This window comes from Rhizobium hidalgonense, assembly GCF_002914525.1.
GTDB classification, from domain to species: domain Bacteria; phylum Pseudomonadota; class Alphaproteobacteria; order Rhizobiales; family Rhizobiaceae; genus Rhizobium; species Rhizobium hidalgonense.
Genome location: NZ_LODW01000048.1, coordinates 414,543 through 438,948 on the forward strand (window position 1 = coordinate 414,543; position 24,406 = coordinate 438,948).

Annotated in this window: 22 protein-coding genes, 2 pseudogenes and 1 riboswitch; of the genes and pseudogenes, 2 read left to right on the top strand and 22 right to left on the bottom strand. The window is 62.5% G+C overall.

Annotated features, from left to right (window positions below):
* Positions 1-123: 123 nt before the first annotated feature.
* The 14 genes from ATY29_RS11990 to ATY29_RS12055 all read right to left on the bottom strand — a co-directional run bounded on the left by ATY29_RS11990 (position 124) and on the right by ATY29_RS12055 (position 14,392).
* Positions 124-1,620: a right-handed parallel beta-helix repeat-containing protein gene (locus ATY29_RS11990; protein WP_097532800.1), complete on the bottom strand. Its 1,497-nt coding sequence runs from the start codon at positions 1,618-1,620 to the stop codon at positions 124-126.
* A 375-nt stretch (positions 1,621-1,995) separates the two neighbouring features.
* Positions 1,996-3,204 (bottom strand): ABC transporter permease, encoded by a 1,209-nt coding sequence (locus ATY29_RS11995; protein ID WP_097532801.1) that lies wholly within the window; start codon positions 3,202-3,204, stop codon positions 1,996-1,998.
* Between the two features lie 4 nt (positions 3,205-3,208).
* Positions 3,209-4,348, bottom strand: coding sequence for an ABC transporter permease (locus ATY29_RS12000; protein ID WP_003564496.1), 1,140 nt, complete (start codon positions 4,346-4,348; stop codon positions 3,209-3,211).
* On the bottom strand, positions 4,345-5,043 hold the full coding sequence (locus ATY29_RS12005) for an ABC transporter ATP-binding protein (RefSeq protein WP_097532802.1): 699 nt from the start codon (positions 5,041-5,043) through the stop codon (positions 4,345-4,347). The genes ATY29_RS12000 and ATY29_RS12005 overlap by 4 nt, the downstream gene beginning before the upstream one ends.
* Positions 5,044-5,134: 91 nt before the next feature.
* Complete coding sequence (locus ATY29_RS12010) at positions 5,135-6,361, bottom strand: efflux RND transporter periplasmic adaptor subunit (protein WP_025416487.1); 1,227 nt, start codon at positions 6,359-6,361, stop codon at positions 5,135-5,137.
* Between the two features lie 127 nt (positions 6,362-6,488).
* Positions 6,489-7,571, bottom strand: a complete 1,083-nt coding sequence (locus tag ATY29_RS12015; protein WP_003564502.1) for a helix-turn-helix domain-containing protein — start codon at positions 7,569-7,571, stop codon at positions 6,489-6,491.
* A gap of 106 nt (positions 7,572-7,677) precedes the next feature.
* On the bottom strand, positions 7,678-8,259 hold the full coding sequence (locus tag ATY29_RS12020) for a dienelactone hydrolase family protein (protein ID WP_097532803.1): 582 nt from the start codon (positions 8,257-8,259) through the stop codon (positions 7,678-7,680).
* A 27-nt stretch (positions 8,260-8,286) separates the two neighbouring features.
* Positions 8,287-8,652: a cytochrome C oxidase subunit IV family protein gene (locus ATY29_RS12025; RefSeq protein ID WP_003564505.1), complete on the bottom strand. Its 366-nt coding sequence runs from the start codon at positions 8,650-8,652 to the stop codon at positions 8,287-8,289.
* 7 nt (positions 8,653-8,659) lie between these two features.
* On the bottom strand, positions 8,660-9,379 hold the full coding sequence (locus ATY29_RS12030; RefSeq protein WP_003564507.1) for a heme-copper oxidase subunit III family protein: 720 nt from the start codon (positions 9,377-9,379) through the stop codon (positions 8,660-8,662).
* A gap of 11 nt (positions 9,380-9,390) precedes the next feature.
* Entirely contained in the window at positions 9,391-10,104 is a 714-nt protein-coding gene (locus ATY29_RS12035; protein ID WP_097532804.1) for a cytochrome c oxidase subunit 3, read from the bottom strand.
* A complete protein-coding gene (ctaD, locus tag ATY29_RS12040; RefSeq protein ID WP_003564511.1) occupies positions 10,101-11,870 on the bottom strand; it encodes a cytochrome c oxidase subunit I in 1,770 nt (589 codons plus the stop codon). Before ctaD ends, ATY29_RS12035 begins: the two co-directional genes overlap by 4 nt.
* A 64-nt stretch (positions 11,871-11,934) precedes the next feature.
* On the bottom strand, positions 11,935-12,753 hold the full coding sequence (locus tag ATY29_RS12045) for a cytochrome c oxidase subunit II (protein ID WP_003564513.1): 819 nt from the start codon (positions 12,751-12,753) through the stop codon (positions 11,935-11,937).
* A 146-nt stretch (positions 12,754-12,899) separates the two neighbouring features.
* Positions 12,900-13,289 carry a c-type cytochrome gene (locus tag ATY29_RS12050; protein ID WP_003564516.1) on the bottom strand — a complete coding sequence of 130 codons (390 nt, stop codon included), beginning with the start codon at positions 13,287-13,289 and terminating at the stop codon, positions 12,900-12,902.
* 179 nt (positions 13,290-13,468) lie between these two features.
* Entirely contained in the window at positions 13,469-14,392 is a 924-nt protein-coding gene (locus tag ATY29_RS12055; protein WP_097532805.1) for an MYG1 family protein, read from the bottom strand.
* Between the two features lie 272 nt (positions 14,393-14,664).
* Between ATY29_RS12055 and ATY29_RS12060 the strand changes: the two genes are divergently transcribed.
* Positions 14,665-15,156: an HIT family protein gene (locus ATY29_RS12060; RefSeq protein ID WP_025416492.1), complete on the top strand. Its 492-nt coding sequence runs from the start codon at positions 14,665-14,667 to the stop codon at positions 15,154-15,156.
* 38 nt (positions 15,157-15,194) lie between these two features.
* Here the strand turns inward: ATY29_RS12060 and ATY29_RS12065 are convergent, their stop codons facing one another.
* The 6 genes from ATY29_RS12065 to ATY29_RS12090 all read right to left on the bottom strand — a co-directional run bounded on the left by ATY29_RS12065 (position 15,195) and on the right by ATY29_RS12090 (position 21,251).
* A complete protein-coding gene (locus ATY29_RS12065; protein ID WP_097532806.1) occupies positions 15,195-15,758 on the bottom strand; it encodes a hypothetical protein in 564 nt (187 codons plus the stop codon).
* Between the two features lie 111 nt (positions 15,759-15,869).
* Positions 15,870-16,634 (bottom strand): ABC transporter ATP-binding protein, encoded by a 765-nt coding sequence (locus tag ATY29_RS12070; RefSeq protein WP_097532807.1) that lies wholly within the window; start codon positions 16,632-16,634, stop codon positions 15,870-15,872.
* Positions 16,631-17,671 (bottom strand): FecCD family ABC transporter permease, encoded by a 1,041-nt coding sequence (locus tag ATY29_RS12075; RefSeq protein WP_097532808.1) that lies wholly within the window; start codon positions 17,669-17,671, stop codon positions 16,631-16,633. Before ATY29_RS12075 ends, ATY29_RS12070 begins: the two co-directional genes overlap by 4 nt.
* Positions 17,668-18,684 carry an ABC transporter substrate-binding protein gene (locus tag ATY29_RS12080; protein ID WP_097532809.1) on the bottom strand — a complete coding sequence of 339 codons (1,017 nt, stop codon included), beginning with the start codon at positions 18,682-18,684 and terminating at the stop codon, positions 17,668-17,670. The genes ATY29_RS12075 and ATY29_RS12080 overlap by 4 nt, the downstream gene beginning before the upstream one ends.
* Positions 18,685-18,840: 156 nt before the next feature.
* Positions 18,841-19,096, bottom strand: a riboswitch (cobalamin riboswitch).
* Positions 19,097-19,263: 167 nt separating this feature from the next.
* Positions 19,264-20,544: a bifunctional sulfur transferase/dioxygenase Blh gene (blh, locus tag ATY29_RS12085; RefSeq protein ID WP_097532810.1), complete on the bottom strand. Its 1,281-nt coding sequence runs from the start codon at positions 20,542-20,544 to the stop codon at positions 19,264-19,266.
* A gap of 113 nt (positions 20,545-20,657) precedes the next feature.
* Complete coding sequence (locus ATY29_RS12090; RefSeq protein WP_025416498.1) at positions 20,658-21,251, bottom strand: hypothetical protein; 594 nt, start codon at positions 21,249-21,251, stop codon at positions 20,658-20,660.
* 117 nt (positions 21,252-21,368) lie between these two features.
* Between ATY29_RS12090 and ATY29_RS37650 the strand changes: the two are divergent.
* A pseudogene (locus tag ATY29_RS37650) lies at positions 21,369-21,566 on the top strand (hypothetical protein); the annotation flags it as partial.
* Positions 21,567-21,771: 205 nt separating this feature from the next.
* On the opposite strand, the pseudogene ilvB reads toward ATY29_RS37650, so the two are convergent.
* Positions 21,772-23,444: pseudogene (ilvB, locus tag ATY29_RS12100) on the bottom strand (biosynthetic-type acetolactate synthase large subunit).
* Positions 23,445-23,752: 308 nt separating this feature from the next.
* Positions 23,753-24,214, bottom strand: coding sequence for a hypothetical protein (locus ATY29_RS12105; protein WP_037091365.1), 462 nt, complete (start codon positions 24,212-24,214; stop codon positions 23,753-23,755).
* Positions 24,215-24,406 lie beyond the last annotated feature (192 nt).

Consider the following 24,406-nt stretch of genomic DNA (forward strand, 5'->3'; position numbering starts at 1 on the left):
CATGAAGATGCCGCCCGTTCGGCACGTCTCTTTTCGAGACACAGTCAAGTTGGACGAGCGCTTTCAGCACTCGTCCAACGGAGAGCATTGGGAGGCGAGCTCTGCGTCGCTTCCGGCTTCCCCTTAGCTCAGCACGCCATCCGCATGGATGAAGACGGTCAGCGTGTTCGCATCGCCATGATGCGAGGTGCCATCGTCGGTCCCGTAACTGAAGGACTCGCTCACGTATCCGTTATGATCGCCATGGTCGGGAAGCTTCGTGTCATCGAGTGTATAGGCATAGTTGCCTTCCTGATCCACGTGAATGACGCCGTATTCGCCGGTCACCGTCAAGCCGTGCTTGCCGACGGTTTCGTCCCCGAAGCGGCGAAGCACCAGCGTATCATTGTCCGAGCTGTCGTTTTCAAGGAGATTGCCATGACGGGCAGCATCCGCATCGGTCAGGATCTTCAGGTTGTCATGGACGGCGACAACCGCTGAATCCACGGCCGGCTCCGTCGTTGCGGCAGCCTTGGTCTCGGTGCTTGCAAGCGTCGTCTCGACATTTGCGACCGTGTGGTTGTTGCTGACGGAAAAGGTGTGCGCGTCGATGATGGCGGGCGATATGCTGGTGGCCTTGACGCCGGTCTCGATGGTATTGTTGGTGAAGGAGCCGGATGCCGGCCTGTCGACCTTCAGCGCCGCCTGGGTGAGGTCGTCGAAGACGTTGTCGTGGACCTTGATATTCGTCAGGCTATAGTTGCTGCCGGTGGCTCCGCTGACGGCCACGCCCCAGGCGCCGTCGTGAATATGGTTGCCCGATATGTCGTAATCTCGCGCACTACCCTGATCGCCGAGGCCGACGGCGAAGGACCAGCTGTAACCGTGATATCCCGATATGTCGTTGTCGCGGATGGCGACGGTTTTGCCCGCAAGCGCGCTGATGCCGAAGCCGCCGCCGGTCAGCACATTGTCCTCGACCACGGCGTCGGTCGCTCGCACCAGCACGATCACGCCCTTCGGGCTGTCGGCATGGGTCTGGTCGAGATGATTGCCCTTGATCAGAACATTGCTGCTGTCGTTGACCTGCATGGCATCGGCGGTCGAGCCGTTCGCGCTGGTGACGGTATTGTTGAGAAGTTTGACGACAGCGACCTTTTCGATCCAGAAGCCGTCGCCTTTGACATCGGATATCTTGCTGTCTTCGATCGTGACGTTCTTGCTGTTCCTGAAGGTGACGGCACCGGCGTCTTGCGACATTCCGGACTTGGCGATCTCGACATTGCGGACCGTCCAATTGGTGACATCACCGCCATAGATAGCCGCACCGCCGGTATTCGATATTTTGAGGTTCTCGATGACGATGTTGGAGGCATAAAGACTATGAATGCCGTCGCCGCCACTGTGGATGACGGGTGCGGCCCCCGTCCCGTAGCTGCCGATCTTGATCGGCGCGGTCTCGGTGCCGGAATGTTTGATATCGAACTGCTCGTTGAACACGCTTCCCTTGGCAAGAAGCACGCTGTCTCCAGGTTTTAGCCCCAAGGATTCCACTTTGGACAAAGTCGCAAAAGCCGATTTCTGGTCCGTCCCGCCGTTGCGGTCGGAGCCAGTCGCTGAGTTCACATAGTAGATTGTCATATCACCAATGTTGCCCTGTTCGTCGGATCGCTATGTCGCCACTGGAATCGGCCGGGGATCGGCCGACCGGATGCGGCGGGGGCAAACCTCCATGGCAAGAAGGCGATAAGATGGTGTCAATGCGGCAACGGGCCCGTTTGCGGGTCGCGCTCCACAGGCGAGGGCGGCGCTGCGGGAAAGCTGCAACTTGGCCAGAGAAAGCCGCGACTTGGAGGCGAATAAATCGAGGAATCTTGGAGCAACGTACCTCACCTTCAAGCTGTACGGCAGGTGATTCTGCTCTTCGCTTGAGCTCACCAAAGCCAAGCAATGAAAGATGTGCCGTGTGGCCCCTCACATCCTCCAAGCACGTTTACCCCTCTCCAAGGCGCTACTTCACCCCCTCTCCCGCAACGCCGTCGTCGGCGGCAGCCGCGCAGCCGCCAGCGCCGGCAACGCCCCGCCGATCACCCCGACCGCCAGCCCAAGCAGTCCTGCCGTCAAAATCACATCGGGCGTAACGACAAGCTGGAAGGCCATCTTCGTGTTGTTGGCGCCCATCGTGCTCGCCTGCCAGCCGTTAAAGGCAAACCATGAGGCGATGACGCCGACTGCGGCACCCGCCGCGGAAAGCAGCACCGCCTCGACCCAGGTGGCGGCGAAGGCCGGCAGACGGGAAAAGCCGAGCAGGCGCAGCGTGGCGATTTCGGTCGCGCGGTCGGAGACCGAGCTCATCATCGTGTTCAAGGCGCCGGCTATCGCACCCACCGCCATCAGCAGCGCGATCGGCCAGCCGAACAGGCGGATCAAGCTCTCGGTGCGCTCGGCCTGCGCGGCATAGAGATCGCCCTCGGGGATGGCTGTAAGCGGCGTGCCCGATATATCGGACAGCCGCTCGCGCAGTGCCGCCAGTGCCGTTGCAGGGTCGCCGCCGGCCAGCCGCACGCGCAGGCTCTGCACCTGCCCTTGGCGGTCGAAGGCCGATTGCACCGCGTCCAGATCGGCCCAGATCTCGGATTCGAAGGCGCTGCCAGCGGCGGTGAAATGACCGGCGACGGTCCAGTCGACCGCGCCGAACCGCACCCTCTGGCCGACGGCAAAGCCAGGGAAAGCGTCCGCGATGCGGGCGCCGACGACGATTTCGCGGGCGCCCGATAGAAATAGCCGCCCCTGCGAAAGCCGGGCGCGGGCGCGCAGATCGAGCCCTGCCGGGTCCATGCCCCTGAGCGACAGCGTCTGCTCCGCACCGTCGCTTCCCCTGACATCGATCGGCACGATAGTCTCGCGAGAAAGCGCCGATCCGCCGGTACCATCGGGCGCAATTCCGGTATCGCCGCTCATGGCGGTCAGGCTGCGGATCGCATCGGCAGGTACGTCCGAGCCGGTTTCCTGGTTGGTACCGCCACCTAGGATGACGGCGATATCAGGCGAGCCAGCCCCGGCAAGGGTGGCCTCGAAGCCGCGCGCCATCGCCAGAAAGCCCGACAGCACCGCCACCACGAGGGCGACCGACAGCACCATCGACAGCGAGATCGCAAGCCGCCGGGGCAGGCTGCCGACATTGACTCCGAGCATGAGAAAGGTCTGTTTGAGCGTTGATGACATTGGATTATCTCGTTCTGAAGGCGTTGACGATGGGCAGGCGCATGGCGTTTGCGGCCGGCAGCAGCCCGGTCAGCAGGCCGAGCCCCGCAATGATCGCGGCGGATTTCAGCAGCACCTCACCGCCGAAGACGAGGCCGAATTCCGGCCCGATCGAGAGCGTCGCGAGCTTTGCCAGAATGAGCCCACCCACGCCGCCAACGGCGAAGATGAACAGCGTTTCGCCGAGAATGAGCGCCGCGATCCGCCCGCGGGAAAAGCCGAGCACCTTCATCACGCCGATCTCGAAGCGGCGCTCCCGGATGGCGAAGAGCATGATGTTGACCGATATCATCAGGATCGTCACGAAGGCGGCGCCGACGACGAGGCTGACGATCAGCCCGACATCGGCGAACTGCCGGAGAAAGGCTTCGAGGAACTGCTTTTCCGATTGCGTCCTGGTTTCAGCCGCCGAATTGGCAAACAGCGCGTCGATGCGCGCCGCCAGCACGCCCGAGGCGACGCCGTCGCGCGGGCGCACCACGAAGGCGTCGACCGTATCCCTGTCGCGCGCACGGGCTGCATTGACCATGTCGTAGCGGGCAAGCATGAAATAAGTGTCGGTGCCGGCATCGGCCCCCGCGAAGATACCCGCGACGGTGAAGCTCCAGTTCCGGCTGCCGTCGGCCTTGATGAGCTGGCTGGTGACGCCGATGCGCTGGCCGACCGACCAGCCCTGCGCCTCAGCCAATGCCCTGCCGACAAGCACCCGGTCACCGCCCTCTTCCAGCGCCGCGATCAGTTCAGGCGTCAGCCCGAGTTCGGCGCCATTGGCGGCGGCAATCGCCCGCGGATCGACCGCGCTGACGGCCACCAGATTCTTCTCGACCTCGACGAAGCCGCGCATGCGTGCGGTATAGGCGACGGCTGCGACGTCGCCCTCCGCCGCGATCCGGTTGAGATAGGCAATCGGCAGTGGCAGCCCCCGGCCCGCTTTGTTGAACACGCCGAGCAGGTCGTCGCTGGCGCCGGCCGCCCCCTGGCTGCCGCTGACGAAACTCGCCGTCAGCCCGTAGATCAGGAAGGCGATGCCGACCGAAAACATCAGCAGAACGGCCCGCAGCCGGTTGCGCCAGGCGTTGCGCCGCATCAGCTGAAAAAAGGTCATCGGCCTTCCCCCTCGACGAATTCGCCCTTGTTGAGATGCAGCGTGCGCCGGGCAAAGGCGGCAGCCTCGGGATCGTGCGTGACCATGATGATCGTCTTGCGAAGCTCACGATTGAGGAAGCCCAGCATCTCCAGGATATCATTGGCCGATTTCCGGTCGAGATCGCCGGTCGGCTCGTCGCAGAGAATGAGACCGGGATCGGCGACGATGGCCCGGGCAATGCCGACGCGCTGTTGCTGCCCGCCCGACATGCTGGAGGGAAACTGCCGCTGCCGCCCCGCGAGCCCGACCAGATCCATCACCGTATCGACGCGCGCCCGCCGCTCCTTGCGCCCGAGCGGCTTCAAGAGCAGCGGCAGCTCGATATTCTCCGCGGCATTCAGCATCGGCAGCAGATTGTAGAACTGGAAGACGATGCCCATGCTGTGCGCTCGCCAGGCGGCTCTCGCCCCCTCGCCCATTTGCTCGAGATGACTGCGCCCGATCCGGATCTCGCCGGCGTCCGCGCTGTCGATGCCACCGAGCATATTCAGCAGCGTCGATTTCCCCGAACCCGACGGCCCCATCACCGCGACGAAATCGCCGCGCGGAATGGCAAGGTCGAGCCCTGAAAAGATCGGTATTGTCTCCGCCCCGATCCGGAAAGCCTTCCTGACGCCCGCAAGCGCGATATAGGAATCTTGAGTATCTGTCATTTTCGGCTCCTTGGTGGTTTATTCATCGGAACAGCGGCGCGAAGACCAGCCCGTCATCCTGAGTTGCGATCCACAGGATCGCCTCGAGGGATCAACCCGCATCGCCCAACCTGCGGGCCGGAGTCTCGAAGGATGAGGGCGGGTGAGTAGCACCAGCGCTTCCCTCACCCACCACGAGGCGAATGCGCGCCGCCATGGCAGGCCGCATGCCCGAAGGCGGCTGAGATAGCGACAGTCGAAGCGTCACCGTCCCCTTTTCCCGCGAAATCACCGGCGCGATCTTCGACACCTCGACCGCAAAAGGCTGGCCAGGAAAGCCGTCAAGCACCGCCTCGCCCGACAGGCCCGGCCGCATCAGCGCGATATTGGCTTCCGCCACATCCGCATCGATGACCATCTTCGCCGTATCGGTAATCACAAGCAGGCTTTCATTCTCCCGCACGCTGTCCTCGCGCGACAGCACCGTGTCGCCGACATGCGCGGTCAACCGCGTGATGGTGCCGGAGATCGGCGCGCGCACGGTCAACGCCTCCACCTGCTCGCGCGCTTTGTCGATCTCGAGCTCCGCCTTTTCGACATCCTGCCTTGCCTGCAGCGCGGCATTCTCGGCCCTGTCGGCAGCCGTTTTCGCCTCCTCTAGCGCCTGCATCGACATGGCGTCGCGCCCGGCAAGCCGCTCGGTGCGCACAAGCGATAACCGCGCCTGCGCGAGCTCGATGTTCTTTGCATCAAGCGCCAACGCCGCCGCCTGGCCTGATATCTCCGCGCCCCGAAGCGCGAAGCGTGCGCCGGCATCTTCGAGCCGCACCAGCACCTGCCCCGCGACGACAAGATCACCGGCCTCAACCTCGACCGCGACGATCCGGCCCTCATATTTGGAAAAGGCGGTGGCGGTGTCGGGGGCGATGACATAACCGGAGCCGGTGATCTCGCGAGGGAGCGCAGCCGTGCTCTTCGCTCCATCCTTAGTCGGCGTACGTCCCCCCTCAGCAGCGGCATCGTCTCGGGCTCGCGCCTCCGCTCCATTGGCGGATATCGTAAAGTCGCTGCCCGAAAACATCGCAAGCGCGGTCTCGATGCGCTCCAGCATCTCAGGTCCATAGAGAGAAACCGCCGCCAGCGATGCCGTTGCTACAAGGACGAGCATTACGCCAGGGATCATGCGCCGCCGGGCAAGAGGCGCCGGCGACTCTGTTTTGAAAGCCGCGGGCTCGATCGAAAGCGATCTTAGCTTGGCGGCAAGGTTTCGGTCATGTTCTGATGTCGTATTCATGCCGGCAAACATCGCCGACCGGGCAGAAATCGCGACCTCGAACACGATCCAGGCAGTCCTCGATCGCGATTATGTACCCGGTATCAGCCATACAGTGCGGAACCGGTTGTCTTTACGGAACGGCGAACGCGGATTGGCGAGGACCACCGCCTCGAACGACGATGGCGGGTGGCTAAGCCCTCCTCTGCCGCCATGCAATCGGCGTCATCTCAGTCACCCGGCGGAATTCCCGGTTGAAGTTGGACTTCGTCTGGAAGCCGACCTCGAACATCACCTCGGTCACCGGTTTCTCAGTGCCGGCAAGCAGCCGGCATGCCTCGCCGATCCTGTAATCATTGACATATTGCGAGACGTTCTTGTCCATCACCCGGTTGATCGCAGCCGAGATCTGACGGGCGGGGATGCCGGCCTTGCGGGCCAGCCGGTCGAGATTGAGATTGGCGTCGCGATAGAGTTTGCGGCCCTCCATCAGCGCATCGACCGCGGCGATGGTCTGCTTGTCCTCGCTCGTCTCCGGCCGCGGCGCCACGTCCACCATCTCGGCCGGCGCCCGGCTCCGGCTGGCGGCGGCCGCTGCGATACCGAGGATGACGAGGACGGCGAGATTTCCGATACTGATCAGCGTCAGCGCGCGCTCGCTATGTGCCGAGGTGAGGTCGAGAAAGACGAAGGTATCGACAGCGGCCGAAAGACACAGGGCGGCGGCCGTAAAGATGATCGCCCGATAGGCCGGCACCGCCCCTTCGAAGGGCGCCAGCCGCAGCGCATCGGCGCCCGGGCGCATCAGAAGCAGGATGGCCATGGCATAACCGATAAAGATCAGCACCAGCGCGATGTCGATCGCATCCCGCCAGAACGCCATCAGCAGCAGGATGACGGCGGCGGGCACGGCATGAAGGGCCATCCGCACCGGCAGTGGCCGCCGGCTCGTCCTAACCAATCGGGAAACCCCGGCATAGGCAAGCGGCGGCACCGTCGCCGCGATCACGGGCGCGACCAACCCGATGGCCTGTAGTCCATATCCCCAGCGAAGGCCGGAGAGCACGGATTGCAGCGCGGCGAGCAGGATGAGTGCCAGAAACGGCCGGTTGGGCTCATCCTCATCGTCGCGTTTGAGGACGACGACGAAAAGGATGAGCAGCAATAGGGCGACGACAAAGGGAAGCGGTATGAAGATCATGGGGCCCATGAGATCGGAAATGGCGAAGAGAAGGCCATCATTGCCGAGATCCTCACCCGGCGCGACCTTCATCATGTTTTAGGACGCGTCTTAAGATCGGATTTTTGAGCTGGCGCCCCCGGGCTTCCAGCCGAACTGACGGTGCAAGAGCGGCAATTGCCGTGGCGATCGCCCTCTTCGATCAAACGCGTTTCAGAAACGCAAGCACTCGGCTGGTGAGGAGCGCGGTCGCATCCGCGTCATATGACGGCAGCGAGCTGTCGGCGAAGTAGTGCTGATCGCCGGGATACAGGAAAAGTTCCGCATCCTCGACCGCCTCGACGATCTCGCGGGCGGCATCGATATCGCCCTCGCCGACGAAAATCGGATCACTGTCCATACCGTGGATCTGGACCGGCACGCCATCCGGCCAGGGTCCGAAGGCCCACTCGCCACGGATCGGCAGACAGGAGTAAAAAAGCAGAGCGCCACGGGCCCCTGGCCGTGTCTGTGCCAGCTTTTGCGCTGGCAGCACACCGAACGAAAAGCCGGCATAGACGAGCGCCGCAGGCAGTTCGTCGGCGAGGCGAACGCCGCGCTCCCTGATATCGTCGAATCCGATCCCGCCGATATAGGCCAGACCCTCGTCAATGCTCTGAAACATGCGCCCGTCGAAGAGATCGGGCGTGTGCACGATATGGCAATTTGCTCGCAAGGCGTCGGCGAAGGCGCGCACGCCCGGGGTCAGCCCTTGAGCGTGATGGAACAACAAGACTTCAGCCATACCAAACCTTCTCCCGATGATCGGTATCTAAGGCGTAGCACCGAAGAAGGCCAGCCGGGTGAAGATCGTATAGTCCGCTTCCGATACCATCAGCGCAACGAAAACCAGCACCAGCAGCGGCGGCAGCAGGATGGCGTAGACCAGCGCCAGCCGCTCCCAGGCCATGTGCATGAAGACGGCGACAATCAGACCGGCCTTCAGCATCATGAACAGCAGGATCAACGTCCACCTCAGATAGCTCTGGACGCCGAGATAATCGACCATGTAGGACGCCGCGCTGAGCACGAATAGCAGCCCCCAGACGAGGAGATAGAGCCGGATCGGATGCTGCTGTCCGGTGTGTGCCTGTGCATGCACCGCTTGGTTTTGAGCATGCGCCGTTGTCTCGCTCATGACGACCTCACCACAGATAAAAGAACGCGAAGATGAAGACCCAGACCAGGTCGACGAAGTGCCAGTAGAGGCCCATGATCTCGACGGCCTCGTAGCGGCCTTTCCGGCTGGTGAAGAAGCCGCGCCGCTCCACGTCGAAATCGCCCCGCCAGACCTTGCGGGCGACGATGAGCAGGAAGATGACGCCGATCGTCACATGGGTGCCGTGGAAGCCGGTGATCATGAAGAAGGTCGATCCGAACTGGGCAGCCCCCCATGGGTTCTCCCAGGGGCGCACGCCTTCGGTGATCAGCTTCGTCCATTCGAAAGCCTGCATGCCGACGAAACAGGCTCCCAGAAGCGCCGTCAGCAGCATCAGTATCGCAGTCACGCGGCGGTCGCGGCGATAGCCGAAATTGACCGCCATCGCCATGGTGCCGCTGCTGGAGATCAGCACGAAGGTCATGATTGCGATCAGGATCAGCGGCACATCCTGGCCGCCGATATGCAGCGCGAAGACCTCGCTCGGATTGGGCCAGGCGACGGGCGTCGACATGCGGGCGGTCATATAGGCGATCAGAAAACAGCCGAAGACAAAGGTATCGCTGAGCAGAAAGATCCACATCATCGCCTTGCCCCAGGAGGCGGTCTTGAAGGCGCGCTGATCCGAGCTGAAATCGGCGGCGACACCGCGAAGGCCCGCTGGCCTGAGATTTGCCTCGCCGTGGGTCTGGACAGAATCTACCATCTTCAAATCCCCTAGCTTATCAACGTCCGGCAGAGATCGACGAAATCGTTCGCCCAGCCGGCAAAGAGCGCAAAGAGCAAAAGCCAGACGGCCAGCATGAAATGCGAATAGATGGCCGAAAGATCGACGCTGAGGCGCAGCCTTTCCGGCGCAACCTCGGCCGAGAATGCCCTGACCGTCGTATGCGCGAGCACCGCGAGCCCGCCGAGGATGTGCAGCCCGTGGAGGCCGGTGAGCATGTAGAAAAAGCTGTTGGCTGGATTGTCGGCAAGCACGTAGCCGGCCGCCGTCAGCTCCCGCCATGCCTGGATCTGTCCGGCGAGGAAAAAGACCGCAAGCCCAAGTCCGGTCACAAGCGCCGGCCGCAGGGCTTCCATGCGGCCGTGCCGCGCTTCTCGCTTGGCCCATTGCAGCGCGGCGCTGCTCAAGGCCAGTGCCGCGGTGTTCACCCAAAGCAGCCGCGGAACCGGCATCCCCCACCAGTCCGCCGATGCCGCACGCATGAAATAGGCGCTGACAGCAAGGCTGAAGACGGCGCCGACGACGCCGAGAAACACGAAGAGGCCGATCTTCACCGCCGGCACAGGCGCCCGCTCAGTGCCATGATGATCCGGCAACTGAACCGAGCCGGTTTCCAGCCAGGGCTTCGAGGTCAGCCGCTGCCCGGCCAGCCACCAGATCATGATGGCGGCGATGGCGGCGAGGAAGATCAGCACGACGCTCATGCCGGGACCTCTCGCGTCACGCCGTCGCTTGCCGGCACATTCTGCGGAATGAAATCCTCGGCCGCGCCCGGCACGCTGTAATCATAGGCCCAGCGGTAGACGACGGGCAAATCCTTGCCCCAGTTGCCATGCGCTGGCGGGGTCTGCGGCGTCTGCCATTCAAGCGTCGTCGCCCGCCATGGATTGCCGCCTGCCTCCTTGCCCCTGAAAAGGCTCCAGACCAGATTGAACAGAAAGACCATCTGCCCGGCCCCGACCACAAGCGCCATGACGGTGATGAAGATATTCAGTGTGTGGGCGGAAGGCGGGACGAAGGCCGTCTCTCCCATCTCGAAGTAGCGGCGCGGCACGCCGAGCAGCCCGAGATAATGCATCGGAAAGAAGATCGCATAGGTGCCGAGGAAGGTGACCCAGAAGTGGATCTGGCCGAGCATGTCGTTCAGCATGCGGCCCGTCACCTTCGGATACCAGTGATAGATCGCCCCGAAGATGACGAGGATCGGCGCCACCCCCATGACCATGTGGAAATGCGCGACGACGAACATCGTATCCGACAGCGGTACGTCGACGACGACATTGCCGAGGAAGAGACCTGTCAGGCCGCCGTTGACGAAGGTGACGATGAAGGCGAGCGCAAAGAGCATCGGCAGCGTCAGGTGGATGTCGCCGCGCCACAGCGTCAGTACCCAGTTGTAGACCTTGATCGCCGTCGGGATAGCGATGATCAGCGTCGTGGTGGCGAAGAAGAAGCCGAAGGCCGGGTGCATGCCGCTGACATACATGTGGTGCGCCCAGACGACGAAGCTCAAGCCCCCGATGATGACGATCGCCCAAACCATCATGCGGTAGCCGAAGATGTTCTTGCGCGCATGCGTGCTGATCAGGTCCGAGACGATGCCGAAGGCCGGCAGTGCGACGATATAGACCTCAGGATGGCCGAAGAACCAGAACAGGTGCTGGAAGAGGATCGGGCTACCGCCGCCATGCTGCAACTGCGTGCCCATCTCGACGATCGCTGGCATGAAAAAGCTCGTGCCGAGCACACGGTCGAACAGCATCATGACGCAGGCGACGAAGAGGGCCGGAAAGGCCAAGAGCGCCATCACGGTCGCGGTGAAGATGCCCCAGACAGTGAGCGGCATCCGCATCAGCGTCATCCCCCGCGCCCGACCCTGCAGCACTGTTACCACGTAGTTCAGCCCGCCCATGGTGAAGCCAATGATGAAGACGATCAGCGAAATTAGCATCAAGAGGATGCCCCAATCCTTACCACCCGGCGTGCCTGATAGCACCGACTGCGGCGGATAGAGCGTCCACCCCGCTCCCGTCGGCCCACCAGGAGCGAAGAAGCCGGCGGCGAGGATCAGCACCGCAAGCAGGTAGATCCAGTAGCTCAGCATGTTGGCATAGGGGAAGACCATGTCGCGGGCGCCGACCATCAGCGGAATGAGGTAATTGCCGAAGCCGCCGAGGAAGAGCGCGGTCAAGAGATAAATCACCATGATCATGCCGTGCATGGTGATGAACTGGTAGTAGTGATCGGCATCGATGAAGGAGAGAGCACCGGGAAAGGCGAGCTGAATGCGCATCAGCCAGGAGAGCACCAGCGCCACCAGGCCGATCGAGATCGCGGTCAACGAATATTGCACGGCGATGATCTTCGCATCCTGGCTGAACACATATTTGGTCCACCAGCTATGCGGATGATAAAGTTCGACATCCTCGACTTCGGCGGAGGGGATGCCGTCGGATGGAATCTCGACCATGATCTCTCTTCCCTTCCCGCCGGTTTCTTGAACCGGCAAACGGCTTTCCGGCCGCTGCATCGCGTCAGTTTGCCGGCGGCGGCTCTCCCGATGACGCCGTCAACTGGGTGAATGTCTGCTGCTGCCCGAGCCAGGTCTGGTAGTCGGCATCCTCATCGACGACGACAGTGCCGCGCATTTGCGGGTGGCCGACGCCACAGAGTTCGGCGCAGAGGATCTCGAAAGTCCCCGTCCGGGTCGGCGTGAACCAGAAATAGGTAATCATGCCGGGGATCATGTCCATCTTGGCGCGGAATTCCGGCACGTAGAAATCGTGGAGCACATCGACGGAGCGCAGCAATATATGCACCGGCTTGCCGATCGGCAGATGCAGCTCGCCGCCCTCGATGATGATGTCGTCTAGGCCGCTCGCGTCGTTCTTATCGAGACCGAGTGGATTTTCGGCGGTGACGTCGCGCGTCTCCGCACGGCCGAGCTTTCCGTCCGCCCCCGGCAGGCGGAAGCTCCACAGCCATTGCTGGCTGACGACCTCGACCGATGCGGCATCGGCAGGCACCGTGATGAACTGGTTCCACACGATGAGGCCGGGCGCCAGCATCGCCGCGACGCCGACCGCCGTTCCCCCTGCCAGCAGCAGCTCCAGCCGGCGGTTCTCGGGCTCATAATGCGCTTGGTTGCCCGGTCTGTGCCGGAAGCGGAAGACGCAGTAGGCCATGAACGAAACCACCGCCACGAAGACGATGCCGGTGATCCAGAAGGTGATGACGAGGGTGCTGTCGATATAGGTCCAGTTGGACGCGATCGGCGTCCACCACCACGGGCTCAGCACATGGAACAGCACGGAGCCGACGACAATCAGGACGAGGATCAGCACGACAGCCATGTCCGCTCCTCCTCGAGCAGGTTGACCCGTGAAACCGCATTCCGCAAAAAGTCCGTGTTTATTATCGCACAGATAGAAAATATCGGCAATTACGGCAATTTAAGCATGCCCTACCGGCCGCGGCCCGTCATTTGGGCTATTGCCCGTCATTGCGAATATTGCTTGAGATAGGCGATGAGATCGGTGATCTCCTTGTCGTCCTTCACGCCGACAAAGGCCATCTTCGTGCCCTTCACCTTCGCTTTCGGATTATGCAGATAATCGCGCAGCACCGTCTCGTCCCAGACGAGACCGCCTTCGCCGGCGGCCTTCATCGCGGCTGAATAGGCGAAATCGGGATGCGTCCCGGCCTTCCTGCCGAACAGCTTGTTCAGCGACGGACCGACCTTGTTGGTATCGGACTCGACGACATGACAGGTTGCGCATTTCTTGAAAACAGTGGCGCCCGCCGTCGCATCACCCTCCTGCGCCCCGGCATAACCGGGGAAAAGGGCACTCGCGGTTGCACCAATCAGCAGAACAACACGGTAATCCATGGCAAACCTCATCCTCCTCAAGGTCGCCAGCCACTCACACCGTCCACTATCTCTCGCGTGTGAGTGGTGGTTGTTATGGCCCGAAGCTTAGTCCTTCGCGGATGCAAGTCAATCGCTTCGACAGTTGGGGTCGGCTGAACGCATCTGAGATCCGGTGAACCCGACGCTGGTAATGGCCGCTACATCCCGATCGAAAGCGCCTCCCGCACCGCCAGTTCGGCCATGGCAAGCGCCGCCTCGCGGGTCCTGGCGGCCGCGATGAAGCGGCCGTTGTGGCAGAAGCTCGCGCCCTCTATGCCACAAACCCCCTCCAGCTCTCCATTGGTAAGACCGGCCCAGGCTGCCGGCAGATCGGCCCGGAGCTCGAACCCTTCCTCGGCGCGGCGGATACCGGTCACACACCAATCTTTTTCACGCGGGTGGACGACGAACAGCAGGTGATCGGCGCCCGCCTTGACGATGGCCGGACGGAAGGGCATGCCCCTCGGCAATTCCAGAACACGCCCCTGCCCCGCAGCCTGGATTGCCTGATGCACGATCGTCTCGGCTCGTAATTTTGCAGCACTTTGGCCGATCCTGGCCTCGACGAAACTGCGAGCAATGGCAAGCGCCGCATGGAAAGCGCGATCGTCGGCCTCGGGCTCCGCTTCATCGAAAACCGGTTTCAGCGTCTCCAGCAGCACCGGCAGCGTCAGTCCCGCCAGCGGCCCCGAGGGACTGAGCGCGCCGTTGTCGGTCAGGTCGATCGGCAGCACGAAGCCGGCGTCGAAGGAAGCGTGCACCGTCTCGACATCTGCCTCTGGAAGACCGGAGGCAGCGAGATAATCCCTGCCGAAATGCTTCCAGATCAGGCCGAACGAGCTGTAGGGCTGGCCATCTTCGCGCAGCGGCGCGCCGCGCTGATGGTGATCGAATATCCGGGCAGCAGGGTCATAGGTTCCGCCGACATCGTAGATGATGCGGTCTTGACCCGGCGTGATCCATTCCGGCAGCCGGCTGCGGACGATCCGCGCCTGCGGGAAAAGCCCGGTCAGGATGACGCTTGACAGCAATTCGTCGGCATGGAAGCCACCGGAATGGGTGACGAGGAAATCGGGGATCATGAGAGCTTACGCCTTGTCGTTCGCGGAGGTCCGCTTGCGGGTCGGCACCAGATAGCCGTTGCCGGCTGCTATCTCAACCCGTCCGTCACGCATTTCGCTCAGCGCCTGTCGATCGTCGCTTGTTTGTCGTCGCCGAACTTTGCGAGTGACAGACGCCGGTGGCTGCACGTCTCGTCACGCTCTGGATCGACGTTGCCGCCCTCGCAAAACTGCCTATCCTGCGACCATCAGAAGTGGCTAGCGAAATTTGCAAAATCGGAAAGAGGCAGCGCTTGGAAATTCCTCCGCACTTTCATGTTGTCGAGACGGCCGGATGGCTTGTGAACCACCGTATGAACTCCGCTCTCCCCGGCTATCTCATGATCGGTTCCAAGACCGACACGACCGACCTGTCGGATTTGTCCGTAAACGCCTTGGCCGAATTCGGCCCCTTGCTCGCAAGGGCTCAGAGCGCATTGAAGCAGGAATTGAACGCTCAGCGCGTCTATATCGGCCGATACGGGCACACGCCCGGTTATCCGATCCATTTCCATGTGATCCCGATCTATGACTGGGTGGAGGAATTATTCTGGAAGGACGCCCGCTATCGCCTGCTGGCGAATTTCGCAGAGGGACCGGGGGAAACCGCAACGGATGGCGCGGAACTGACGCTGTTTGTCTGGCGTGAGTTCTGCGAACGCGCAATACCGCCGCCCATCACCGGGCCATCGGTCTCAGAGGCCATCCAGTTGTTGCGGGACACAATGGTGTTTCCGGCGCTTTAGGTTTTTGCGCTCAGACGCGACATGCACGAAGAACGAGGCTAAGACAGCGCCGGTTCCGGCTGTCCTGCGACGAGCGCACGAGCGGCTGCTGCGCCGGCATGCAGGCAGATGAGCCCGATCGCGGCCAGAGAATTGATCAGCAGGACATCAGCCACGACCGGCGCCGAAAACGCGCCCTCGCCTGACGGAAGCACCGCCGTTGCGGCAAAGAGCACGCCTTCATAGGCAACGAAGCCGGCGATGAAGGCGCCGGCCATGGTGACGGTAAGGCCGGCAGTGAGACGAAGTACCCCAAGCGCTGCGGCCAGCGATGCCAATGCCGCAACACCGATCGCAAGGCCCCAGGCATAACTGTCCCAGGTCTGGGGATAGCCGAGCACGAGATATCCGACCATCTGGTTGGCGAACCAGGCCAGCAGTACCGCCGTCACCGCCATCCGCCGGGGAAGAATGACGGCCGACACCGCCGCCAGGGCTACGAAGGGTGTGACGCAGGCAAAAAGCAGGCTGAGCGCAACGCTCGCACCTGAAATGAGGACGACCCAGGCAACAGCGAAGCCGGGGACGACAGGGCGCAGGGGAAACTGATTTCGTTCGAGCATCTCGAAACTCCGTTCGGCCGGGCGCACGCGCCCTGCGAAATCATACGCCAGTCCAGAAAAAAGGCCAGTGAGGTCACAGCGCCCCTTTAGGTCGAAATCCCCGGGCGTTCCTCAATCGATGACGTACTGGATATGATGGCGGCCATGCACGGCCGATTTCTGGACATGGGCGCGAACGCCGAAGACCCGGCCGATCATATCCTCCGTCAGCACATCCTCCGGCGCGCCGGAGGCGACGACCTCGCCCTTCTCGAGCACCGCCAGGCTGTCGCAAAACATCGCCGCCAGATTGAGATCATGCAGCGCGACGACAGAGGTGATGCCGAGTTTCGAGATCAGCGAGAGAATGTCGAGCTGATGCTGGATGTCGAGATGGTTGGTCGGCTCGTCGAGCAGCAATTCGCTCGGCGACTGCGCCAGGGATCGCGCAATATGGACGCGCTGGCGTTCGCCGCCCGACAGCGTCTGCCAGAGCTGGCCCGCCCTCTCTCGCATGCCTACCCGCAACAGGGCCTCTTCGACGGCGGCATCATCCGCGGCGCCCCAGGACGACAGCAGCCCGCGATGCGGCGTGCGGCCAAGCCGCACGACATCTCGTACTGTCAGTTGCGTATCGGTCGCCGACTGCTGCTCGACGAAGGCGACACGGCGCGCAAGGTCTGCGCGCGACAGCGAGGAAATGTCGTCTTCCCCAAGCCTGATGACGCCGCTGCGAGCTTTGCGCAGGCGGCAGATCAATCTGAGCAGGCTCGATTTTCCGGAGCCGTTCGGCCCGAGCAGGCCGAGCACCTTGCCCTTTTCCACGGCCAGGCTGACGCCGTTGACGATGACAGTGTCGCCGGCGGCAAAACTCACCTTGTCGATCCGGATGCTCATGCGCTTCTCCGCACGCGATAGAGAATGACGGCGAAGGCCGGTGCGCCGAACAGCGCGGTGACGACGCCGATCGGCAGGATCTGCTGCGGTATGATGATGCGCGAAACGATATCGGCGCCGACCATGAAGATCGCGCCGCCGAGCGCCGTTGCCGGCAGCAGTCGCCCATGCGCCGGCCCGACGAGGAAGCGGGCGGCATGAGGAATGACGAGGCCGACAAAACCGATCGATCCGACCATGCTGACGACGCTTGCCGTCATCGCCGCGGTCGTGCCGAAGAGCACGATCTGGACGCGGCGCACGGAAATGCCGAGCGAGGCTGCCGCATCGGTGCCGAAGGCGAAGGCATCGAGCGCCCGCACATGAGCCATGCAGATGATGAAGCCAATCAGCGCGATCGGCACCGAGAGATAGACATCGGGCCAGCGCACCCCGCTGAGCGAACCGAGAAGCCAGAACAGGATGCCGCGCGCCTGCTCGGCATTCGCCGATGTTGTCACCACGTAGGAGGTCAGCGCATTGAAGAGCTGCGACCCGGCGACGCCGCAAAGAATGATGCGCTCACCGGTTCCCCCGACCCCCGTCGCCAGGAAGCCGACCAGCAGGAAAGCGATGACCGCGCCGATAAAGGCGCCGCTCGAGAGACCAAGAACGCCATAACCGAAGCCGAGGATCATCACGCAGACGGCGCCGGTCGAGGCGCCGGCGGAGATGCCGAGCACATAGGGTTCGGCCAGCGGATTGCGCAGCAGCGCCTGGAGGATCGCCCCGCAAAGCGACAGCGACGCGCCGGCGCTTGCGGCAACCAGCGCCCGGCTCAGACGATAATCCCAGACGATGCCCTGGTGGATGCGGCTGAGTTCGAAATCCGTTCCGAACAGCCGGTTCAAGACGGCCTCTGCCGTCGTCGCAAGCGGGATGGCGATCTCGCCGATGGAAACGGCAAGGCTGACCATCAGCCCGAGAAACAGAAACGCTGCAACGGTGAGCGCTGCCAGCGCCCACCATCCCTGTTTCCTGGCGGAGATCGCGCTCACTGCGAAAGGCCGAAAGACTTGATGCCGTTCGCCAATGTCTCGATGCCGTCGATCGTCCGGATCGTCGGGTTCATCGACTGCGCGTCCATCATCACGAAGTGCTTGTTCCTGACGGCATGCAATTCCCTGGTGACCGGGTCGTTCTCGAGGAAGTCGACCTTGACCTTGGGATCGTCGGCCGCGTAGCGGCGGCGATCCATCGTCGCGATGACGATGACTTGAGGATTTGCCTCGGCGATGGTTTCCCAGCCGACCAGCGGCCATTCCTCTTCCGTCGTCACGACGTTCCTCGCACCGATCGTCTTCAGGATATAGGCCGGTGCGCTGTTCTTGCCGGCAATAAAGGCGTCGCCGTTGACGTCCTTGCTGGAGAACCAGAAGACCACCGGCAGGTTCTTTCCCGATGCGCCTGAAATCGACGCCACGGCATCGGCCTCGCGCCTCTTCAGCTGCGCGATCAATGCATCGCCGCGCTCCTTGACGTCGAAGATCTCAGAGAGTTCGGCGATTTCCTGGTAGATCAGGTCCATCGTGAACAGCTCCTTGCGCACGCCGTCACCGCCGTCGGTGTTGACCTTGGCGACGCAATCGGCCGGCGCGAGATAGGTATTGATCCCGAGGTCGGCGAACTGCTCGCGTTTGCCGACCGAGCCCTGCGCGCCGACATGCCATTCGAACTCGGCCGCCACCAGATCAGGCTCCTGCCCGACGACGGATTCGAAGCTCGGATCGTTGTCGGCAAGCCGCTTGATCTTGCTGTTGGCCTCGGCATATTGCGGCAGGACGGGACCGACCCAGACGGCCGTACCCGTGATCTTGTCGGCAAGGCCGAGCGAAAAGAGGACTTCGGTCATGCCCTGGCCGATCGAGACGATCTTTGCCGGTGCCTTCTGGAAGGTCACCGGCTGGCCGCAATTGGTGATGGTCAGCGGATATCGGGTCGCGGCAAGGCTTGGTGCCGCAAGGCCTGCGAGCCCGAAGGCACATGTCATGGTGGCGAGAATTTGGCGCATGGAAAACCTCGATGAAGGGAAAAGAGGGGCAGAAATCACGCTTACGCGTAGACTACGCCGCAGGAGGCCCAATCGAGACGGATGCATGCCGATATGAGGCGAAGGTTCAGAAGGTCAATCATGTCTGTTCCTTGTCCGGGCATCCCCGCCCGGTTGATTGGATCGTGATTGACGGCAGGTCTCCTGGCTTGCGGATATGCGCCGTTTCAACCGCCTTCCCGCGCGCTATGCACAGTGGCTGGGCCAGAGGCCCCTGGGAATGAACGCTGACGCGCTCGCCCCAGGATGATCGACAATCCGCATACAGTTGCGGGGGCAGCCACGGTCTCGGTCCCTACTGGGTCGTCCTCACCGTGTTCCCTATTAATCCCCTTGGAGTCATCTTCAGGGAACCGTCGCCCCCAGTTACGTCGCCTGCCCGGGCGGCGTCAATGACTATTGCGGGGGAGTTGAGAAATGGAGAGGGAACGTGGGAGCGCTGTCTGTCGTGGCTCGCGGCATCCGCCAACGTCCCTCATGCTGCGATGCGCAGCCTGCGAGTGCGAAGCCTCGAAGCACGCGCCGCAACGCTGCTCCTTGCTACAACGCATCCAGCGGGATCTTCAGATAGCGCCGGCCATTATCCTCCGGTTCGGGCAGCCGCCCGCCGCGGATGTTGACCTGTAGCGCGTGCAGCATCAGCTTCGGTTTCGGCAGCGTGCGGTCGCGTGCCTGGCGCAGCGCCACGAAGCCGGCCTCGTCGATGCCTGATATATGCGGATTGGCGCGCTTCTGGGCGGCGACCGTGCTTTCCCAGCGCGGGTGGCGACCGCCGGGCTGATAGTCGTGGCCGGAAAACAGCCTGGTCTCCTCGGGCAGCGACAGGATCGCCTGGATCGAGTGCCAGAGGGCGCTGGCGCTGCCGCCGGGGAAATCCGTGCGCGCCGTGCCGGAATCCGGCGTGAACACGGTGTCATGAACGAAGGCGGCGTCACCGATCACATAGGTCACCGAGGCAAGCGTGTGGCCGGGCGAGAACATCACGCGGGCTTCAAGCCCGCCGATCTCGAAAGTGTCGCCATCGCCAAACAGCCGATCCCATTGCGAGCCGTCGGCTTCGAACTTCGGCCAGTTGTAGATCTCCTTCCAGAGCCGCTGGACGTCGGTGACATGGGCGCCGATCGCCGTCGGCGCGCCGGTCTTTCCTTTGAGGTAATGCGCGGCGGAGAAATGATCGGCATGCGGATGCGTGTCGAGGATCCACTCGACCGTCAGCCCCTGGCTTTCAATATGCGCGAGGATGGCGTCGGCATTGGCCGTTCCCGTCGCGCCCGACATCTCGTCGAAGTCGAGCACCGGGTCGATGATGGCGCAGCGTTTCGTCGCCGGGTCTGAAACGACGTATTGAACGCTGCAGGTGCGAGGTTCGAAGAAGGCCTTCACATGAGCCGCCTGCCCCGCCCGCTTCTCCAGCCAGCGGCGCGCGCCGGCAAGATCGAAGCCCAGATTTTGACCGAACGCCTCGACATCCCCCGCCTTCATCCGCCCGTCCAGCACTTCGCCCAGCGCATAGAGCGTCAGCGCCCGTGTGCCGCTCTTGCAATGGGCAACGATCGGTCCCTTCGCTTGCGTCATCGCGGCCTGGAAGGCGTGAATATCGGCCTCGGTGATCTCGGTCCCCTTCACCGGCACGAAGCTGTAGGCGAGCCCGGCGGCGGCTGCGGAAGCCTTCTCCGCTGCATTGCCGGGTTGCCCCGGCTCCTCGCCATCCGGCCGGCCATTGATGACGGCGGCAAAGCCGTCTGCCGCGAAAGCGGCAAAATCGGCGGCATCGGGCTGCCCCGCCACCGATATCAGCTCATTGACCCTCACGGATGTCATCGAAGCCCCCGCGCTGCCTGCATCATACAGTATCGCATGTATATCGATACAATCTCATAAGTATATTGTTGAGCGCAAGGATGCGCGCTCTACCATGCTGCAAGCCTCACGTCCTATAGTGCCGGCGCGGAGAAATATTTGCGCGGCACCTTCTCCGTAAGGCGCTGCATCTCCTGTTCGACAGCGAGCGCCCTGTCCTTCACGATGCCAATCTCTTTTTCCACCATGCCCGCTATCAGCCAGCTGTAGGCGACAGCCATCATGGTCGGGAGAAGGCAAATCCCGGTGACGCCGAGAAAATAGCGAATGCGAATGGCCTCTCCCGCAAAGGCAGAGCACAGTACCAGAAGAACGAAAGCGATGGCGCCGACAACAAGCGCCGCGTAGCTGACAGCCTTATCGTAAGAATACATGTTTTCGCTGTAGGGTGCCTGCGAACGACGCTGGTTCCAGATATGAAGGTTCAGTTTCTGAGCCTCCACATCCGCCGTCATCCAAGCGCTTGTCTCCTCGCTGCCCGGCAAGATCTTTTCCGGTTTCGGTACCGATCGGTAAAGCGCCAGAGCCCGCGCAATGGTCTCGTCGGTCTGCCTCATGGCGCGATCGTATTGCTTCAAAGCCGGCGTGCGTATCTCGCGAAACGAAAAATACGCCAGATTCAACGCAACGCTGATTTGAAGAACAGACTGCATGTCACCCAGCCGCATCCGCCACTCCGCCCTGATCATGCAATCCCAAATGCACAATCTCACAGGTCCATTGTTTCGTGCAAGCATTGCGGCGGGAGGCTTTCGCAGACATTTCTGCCCAGCCCCAGCTTTTCACAGCCAATCGCGGCGATCACCGACGACGCAGGCTACGCCACCGACGCCGCCTTCAACCGCGCCTTCTCCCGCGCCTTCGCTACCCCGCCGGCCGCCTGGCGGGTGATCGCGCGGGAATGGCGTGTGAGGCGCCTGGCATCGAGTCGACAGCATTCACTCGGTCGGCAAAGGTTTCCCGCTGCGATGGGTTGCGGCTGAGCCGTAAGCGTCATCAAATAGCCGGCCCGAGCGCTGAAAACCTCTCCCTAAAGCCGGAGGCCTGATGGCTCGATGTCAGTCGCAGAATCCACAGCTGCGACTGACATTTCAAACCGTGTTCCAAAGTCGCTAGACGCGACTCTCTCCGCCAACATCGGCTGACGCGGCAAACAGCGCGTCGCCAACCTCGCCGGGCAGCAACATATTATGATACGCCCTGCCCGCCCCAGTCGTCGGCAGGCGCGGCGAATTCGGCGACGCGGCAGTCGAACAGAACAGGCCTGTTCACCTCGATCATCTCCGTAATCGCATCGTCGAGTTCGGCCGGCCTCTCGCAGCGAATGCCGTGTCCGCCATAGGCTTCCGCAAGTTTTACGAAATCCGGGTTTCCGTGCTGCCGTGCGTTAACTGATCGCCGCCGTTGAGAATGAAGATCTTGATCGGCGCCTTGTGCTGCACGGCGGCCGACATTTCCTTCATCGTCGTCTGCACCGAGGCATCGCCCGCTATGTCGATGACGAGGCTGTCGGGATTGGCGATCTGCACGCCGAGGGCGGCGGGCAGCCCGTATCCCATCGTCCCCAGGCCGCCTGATGTCATCCAGCGGTTCGGCTGCTCGAAGCGATAATATTGCGCCGCCCATATCTGATGCCGGCCGGCCTCCGTCGTGATGTAGGTTTCCCGATCCTTGGTCAGTTCATAAAGCCGCTCGATGGCATATTGCGGCATGATGACGTCCTCGCGCATCGCGTAGGAAAACGATCGCCGTGCCAGCCAGCCCGCGATCGCGTTCCGCCACTCGGTCAGTCTCGCCCGGTCCGGTGCCCGCGGCAGCGCCCGCCACAGACGAACGAGGTCGGCAAGCACCTTGGCGGCATCGCCGCGGATGGCGATATCGGCGCCTACGGTCTTGTTGAGCGAGGAAGCATCGATATCGATATGAATCCTCCGGGCACTCGGTGACAAACCATCGACGCTGGAGGTGAGCCCGCCGTCGAAACGCGCCCCGATGCAGAGTATGAGGTCGCAGTCGTGCATCGCCATATTGGCCTCATAGGAGCCATGAAGCCCGGTCATCTTCAGCCAGTTCGGGCTGGAAGCGGGATAAGCGCCGAGCCCCATCAGCGTCGACGTGACGGGAAAGCCGCAGAGATCGACCAGCTCGCGCAGCAGTCTTACCGCTTCAGGGCCGGAATTGATGACGCCGCCGCCCACGCAGATGACCGGCCGGCGCGCAGTTGCCATCAGAGCGACGGCAGCCTCGATCTCCCCGATGCCACCGCGATGGTCCGTCTGGTCGCTCGTTCTCGGGGCGACGGCCTCAGGCGGCGTATAGCTGCCGCTTGCAAACAGCACATCCTTGGGCATGTCGACCAGAACGGGGCCGGGCCGGCCGGATCTGGCGATGCGAAAGGCCTCGTGGATGGTGGCGGCAAGGTCATTGACGTCGCCGACCAGCCGATTGTGTTTCGTGCAGGCTCGGGTGATGCCAACGGTATCGCATTCCTGAAACGCATCGGACCCGATCAGCGTCGTCGGCACCTGGCCGGCCAGGCAGACGAGCGGCACGGAATCCATCAGGGCATCCTGCAGGGGCGTGATCGCGTTGGTGACGCCGGGACCTGATGTGACCAGCATGACGCCGACCTTGCCCGTCGAGCGTGCATATCCCTCGGCGGCATGGCCGGCGCCCTGCTCATGGCGAACCAGAATGTGCCTGATGTCTTCCTGCTGGAAAAGCTCGTCATAAATCGGCAGCACGGCAGCGCCGGGATAGCCGAAAATGTGCTGGACGCCGTTGTCTCTCAACGCCTGGAGAACGATTTCCGCGCCGGTCATCTGCGCGCGCGGGATGTCGATGGAATGACGGGATCTCATGGTTCCGTTCCTTGATCAGTGTAATGATGTGTGGAAAGTCCGACGAGGCGCCCGCCCGGATTCAGGGCATAAAAAAAGGCCCCGTCAGGAGCCTGCTTATCGCGCATGGGAGCTTTCGCCGGATGGTTACACCACCCTGCCCATGCGCCCGATCACCACTGCCAGAACCATCGCGATTTTCATGGGCAGCATAGCTAGAGGTAAATCGGCGCACCGTCAATGCTTCCGCAGCAGACGAAGCCGCCCGCGCGAGAATGCGGGCGGTCGCACCGTCGTATAGCATTCTGGTTATGCCAGAATGTTCAAGCTTAGTCCTGGCCTTGCAGGCGGTCCATCACCTGGAGCAGCAGGTCGGCGCAGGCTTTCATCGGTTCGTCTTCGGCGCATTTCAGATCAATCCTGGTGTCCCCGTCCTCGATCCGGAAATGGGCGGCCTTCGACGGCGGCGGCAGGAACGGCCGATGACCGCGGAAACCACGGAAGCCCCTGTCGCCACGGAAACCCCTGTCGTCGTGGAAGCCCATATCGCCCCTCGATCCATGCCACCGGTAATCGGGGCGATCTCTTGGCCGCGCATCCGGCTCGCTTGTCATCGGCTCGTCATCACCGGAAGCAGACGGATTCGGTGGTGGAGGCGTCGGCGGCGGTGGCGAGCCCGTATCGGCCGCTGCGGGCGGTGTCCCCGTGGCTGGCGGAGCAGGCGGTTGTTGCGCGAAGGCTGTGCCGGCCAATGCCGCAAGAGCAAGGCCTGAAAGGAGAAGTTTTTGCATGGGGATCGTTCCTTTGCCGGAAAAAGAAGCCTGTCTGTAAACACCGCAGCGCGGCTTTGGTTCATGCCTTGTGGGCCAGTCAGCGAAATCAGCAAAGGCCATGGCCGCGATCGATGAAGACTACGTACACAGGAGTGTCGCCCCGAGACGTCTTTCGCCTCGCCTCCGCCATGTTGGGCGGCTATCCTAGGC

Coding starts and splice junctions, on each gene's coding strand:
- ATY29_RS11990 (WP_097532800.1), bottom strand. CDS start 1,620: ATGACAATCTACTATGTGAACTCAGCGACTGGCTCCGACCGCAACGGC.
- ATY29_RS11995 (WP_097532801.1), bottom strand. CDS start 3,204: ATGTCATCAACGCTCAAACAGACCTTTCTCATGCTCGGAGTCAATGTC.
- ATY29_RS12000 (WP_003564496.1), bottom strand. CDS start 4,348: ATGACCTTTTTTCAGCTGATGCGGCGCAACGCCTGGCGCAACCGGCTG.
- ATY29_RS12005 (WP_097532802.1), bottom strand. CDS start 5,043: ATGACAGATACTCAAGATTCCTATATCGCGCTTGCGGGCGTCAGGAAG.
- ATY29_RS12015 (WP_003564502.1), bottom strand. CDS start 7,571: ATGATGAAGGTCGCGCCGGGTGAGGATCTCGGCAATGATGGCCTTCTC.
- ATY29_RS12020 (WP_097532803.1), bottom strand. CDS start 8,259: ATGGCTGAAGTCTTGTTGTTCCATCACGCTCAAGGGCTGACCCCGGGC.
- ATY29_RS12025 (WP_003564505.1), bottom strand. CDS start 8,652: ATGAGCGAGACAACGGCGCATGCTCAAAACCAAGCGGTGCATGCACAG.
- ATY29_RS12030 (WP_003564507.1), bottom strand. CDS start 9,379: ATGGTAGATTCTGTCCAGACCCACGGCGAGGCAAATCTCAGGCCAGCG.
- ATY29_RS12035 (WP_097532804.1), bottom strand. CDS start 10,104: ATGAGCGTCGTGCTGATCTTCCTCGCCGCCATCGCCGCCATCATGATC.
- ctaD (WP_003564511.1), bottom strand. CDS start 11,870: ATGGTCGAGATTCCATCCGACGGCATCCCCTCCGCCGAAGTCGAGGAT.
- ATY29_RS12045 (WP_003564513.1), bottom strand. CDS start 12,753: ATGGCTGTCGTGCTGATCCTCGTCCTGATTGTCGTCGGCTCCGTGCTG.
- ATY29_RS12050 (WP_003564516.1), bottom strand. CDS start 13,289: ATGGATTACCGTGTTGTTCTGCTGATTGGTGCAACCGCGAGTGCCCTT.
- ATY29_RS12055 (WP_097532805.1), bottom strand. CDS start 14,392: ATGATCCCCGATTTCCTCGTCACCCATTCCGGTGGCTTCCATGCCGAC.
- ATY29_RS12065 (WP_097532806.1), bottom strand. CDS start 15,758: ATGCTCGAACGAAATCAGTTTCCCCTGCGCCCTGTCGTCCCCGGCTTC.
- ATY29_RS12070 (WP_097532807.1), bottom strand. CDS start 16,634: ATGAGCATCCGGATCGACAAGGTGAGTTTTGCCGCCGGCGACACTGTC.
- ATY29_RS12080 (WP_097532809.1), bottom strand. CDS start 18,684: ATGCGCCAAATTCTCGCCACCATGACATGTGCCTTCGGGCTCGCAGGC.
- blh (WP_097532810.1), bottom strand. CDS start 20,544: ATGACATCCGTGAGGGTCAATGAGCTGATATCGGTGGCGGGGCAGCCC.
- ATY29_RS12090 (WP_025416498.1), bottom strand. CDS start 21,251: ATGCGGCTGGGTGACATGCAGTCTGTTCTTCAAATCAGCGTTGCGTTG.
- ATY29_RS12105 (WP_037091365.1), bottom strand. CDS start 24,214: ATGCAAAAACTTCTCCTTTCAGGCCTTGCTCTTGCGGCATTGGCCGGC.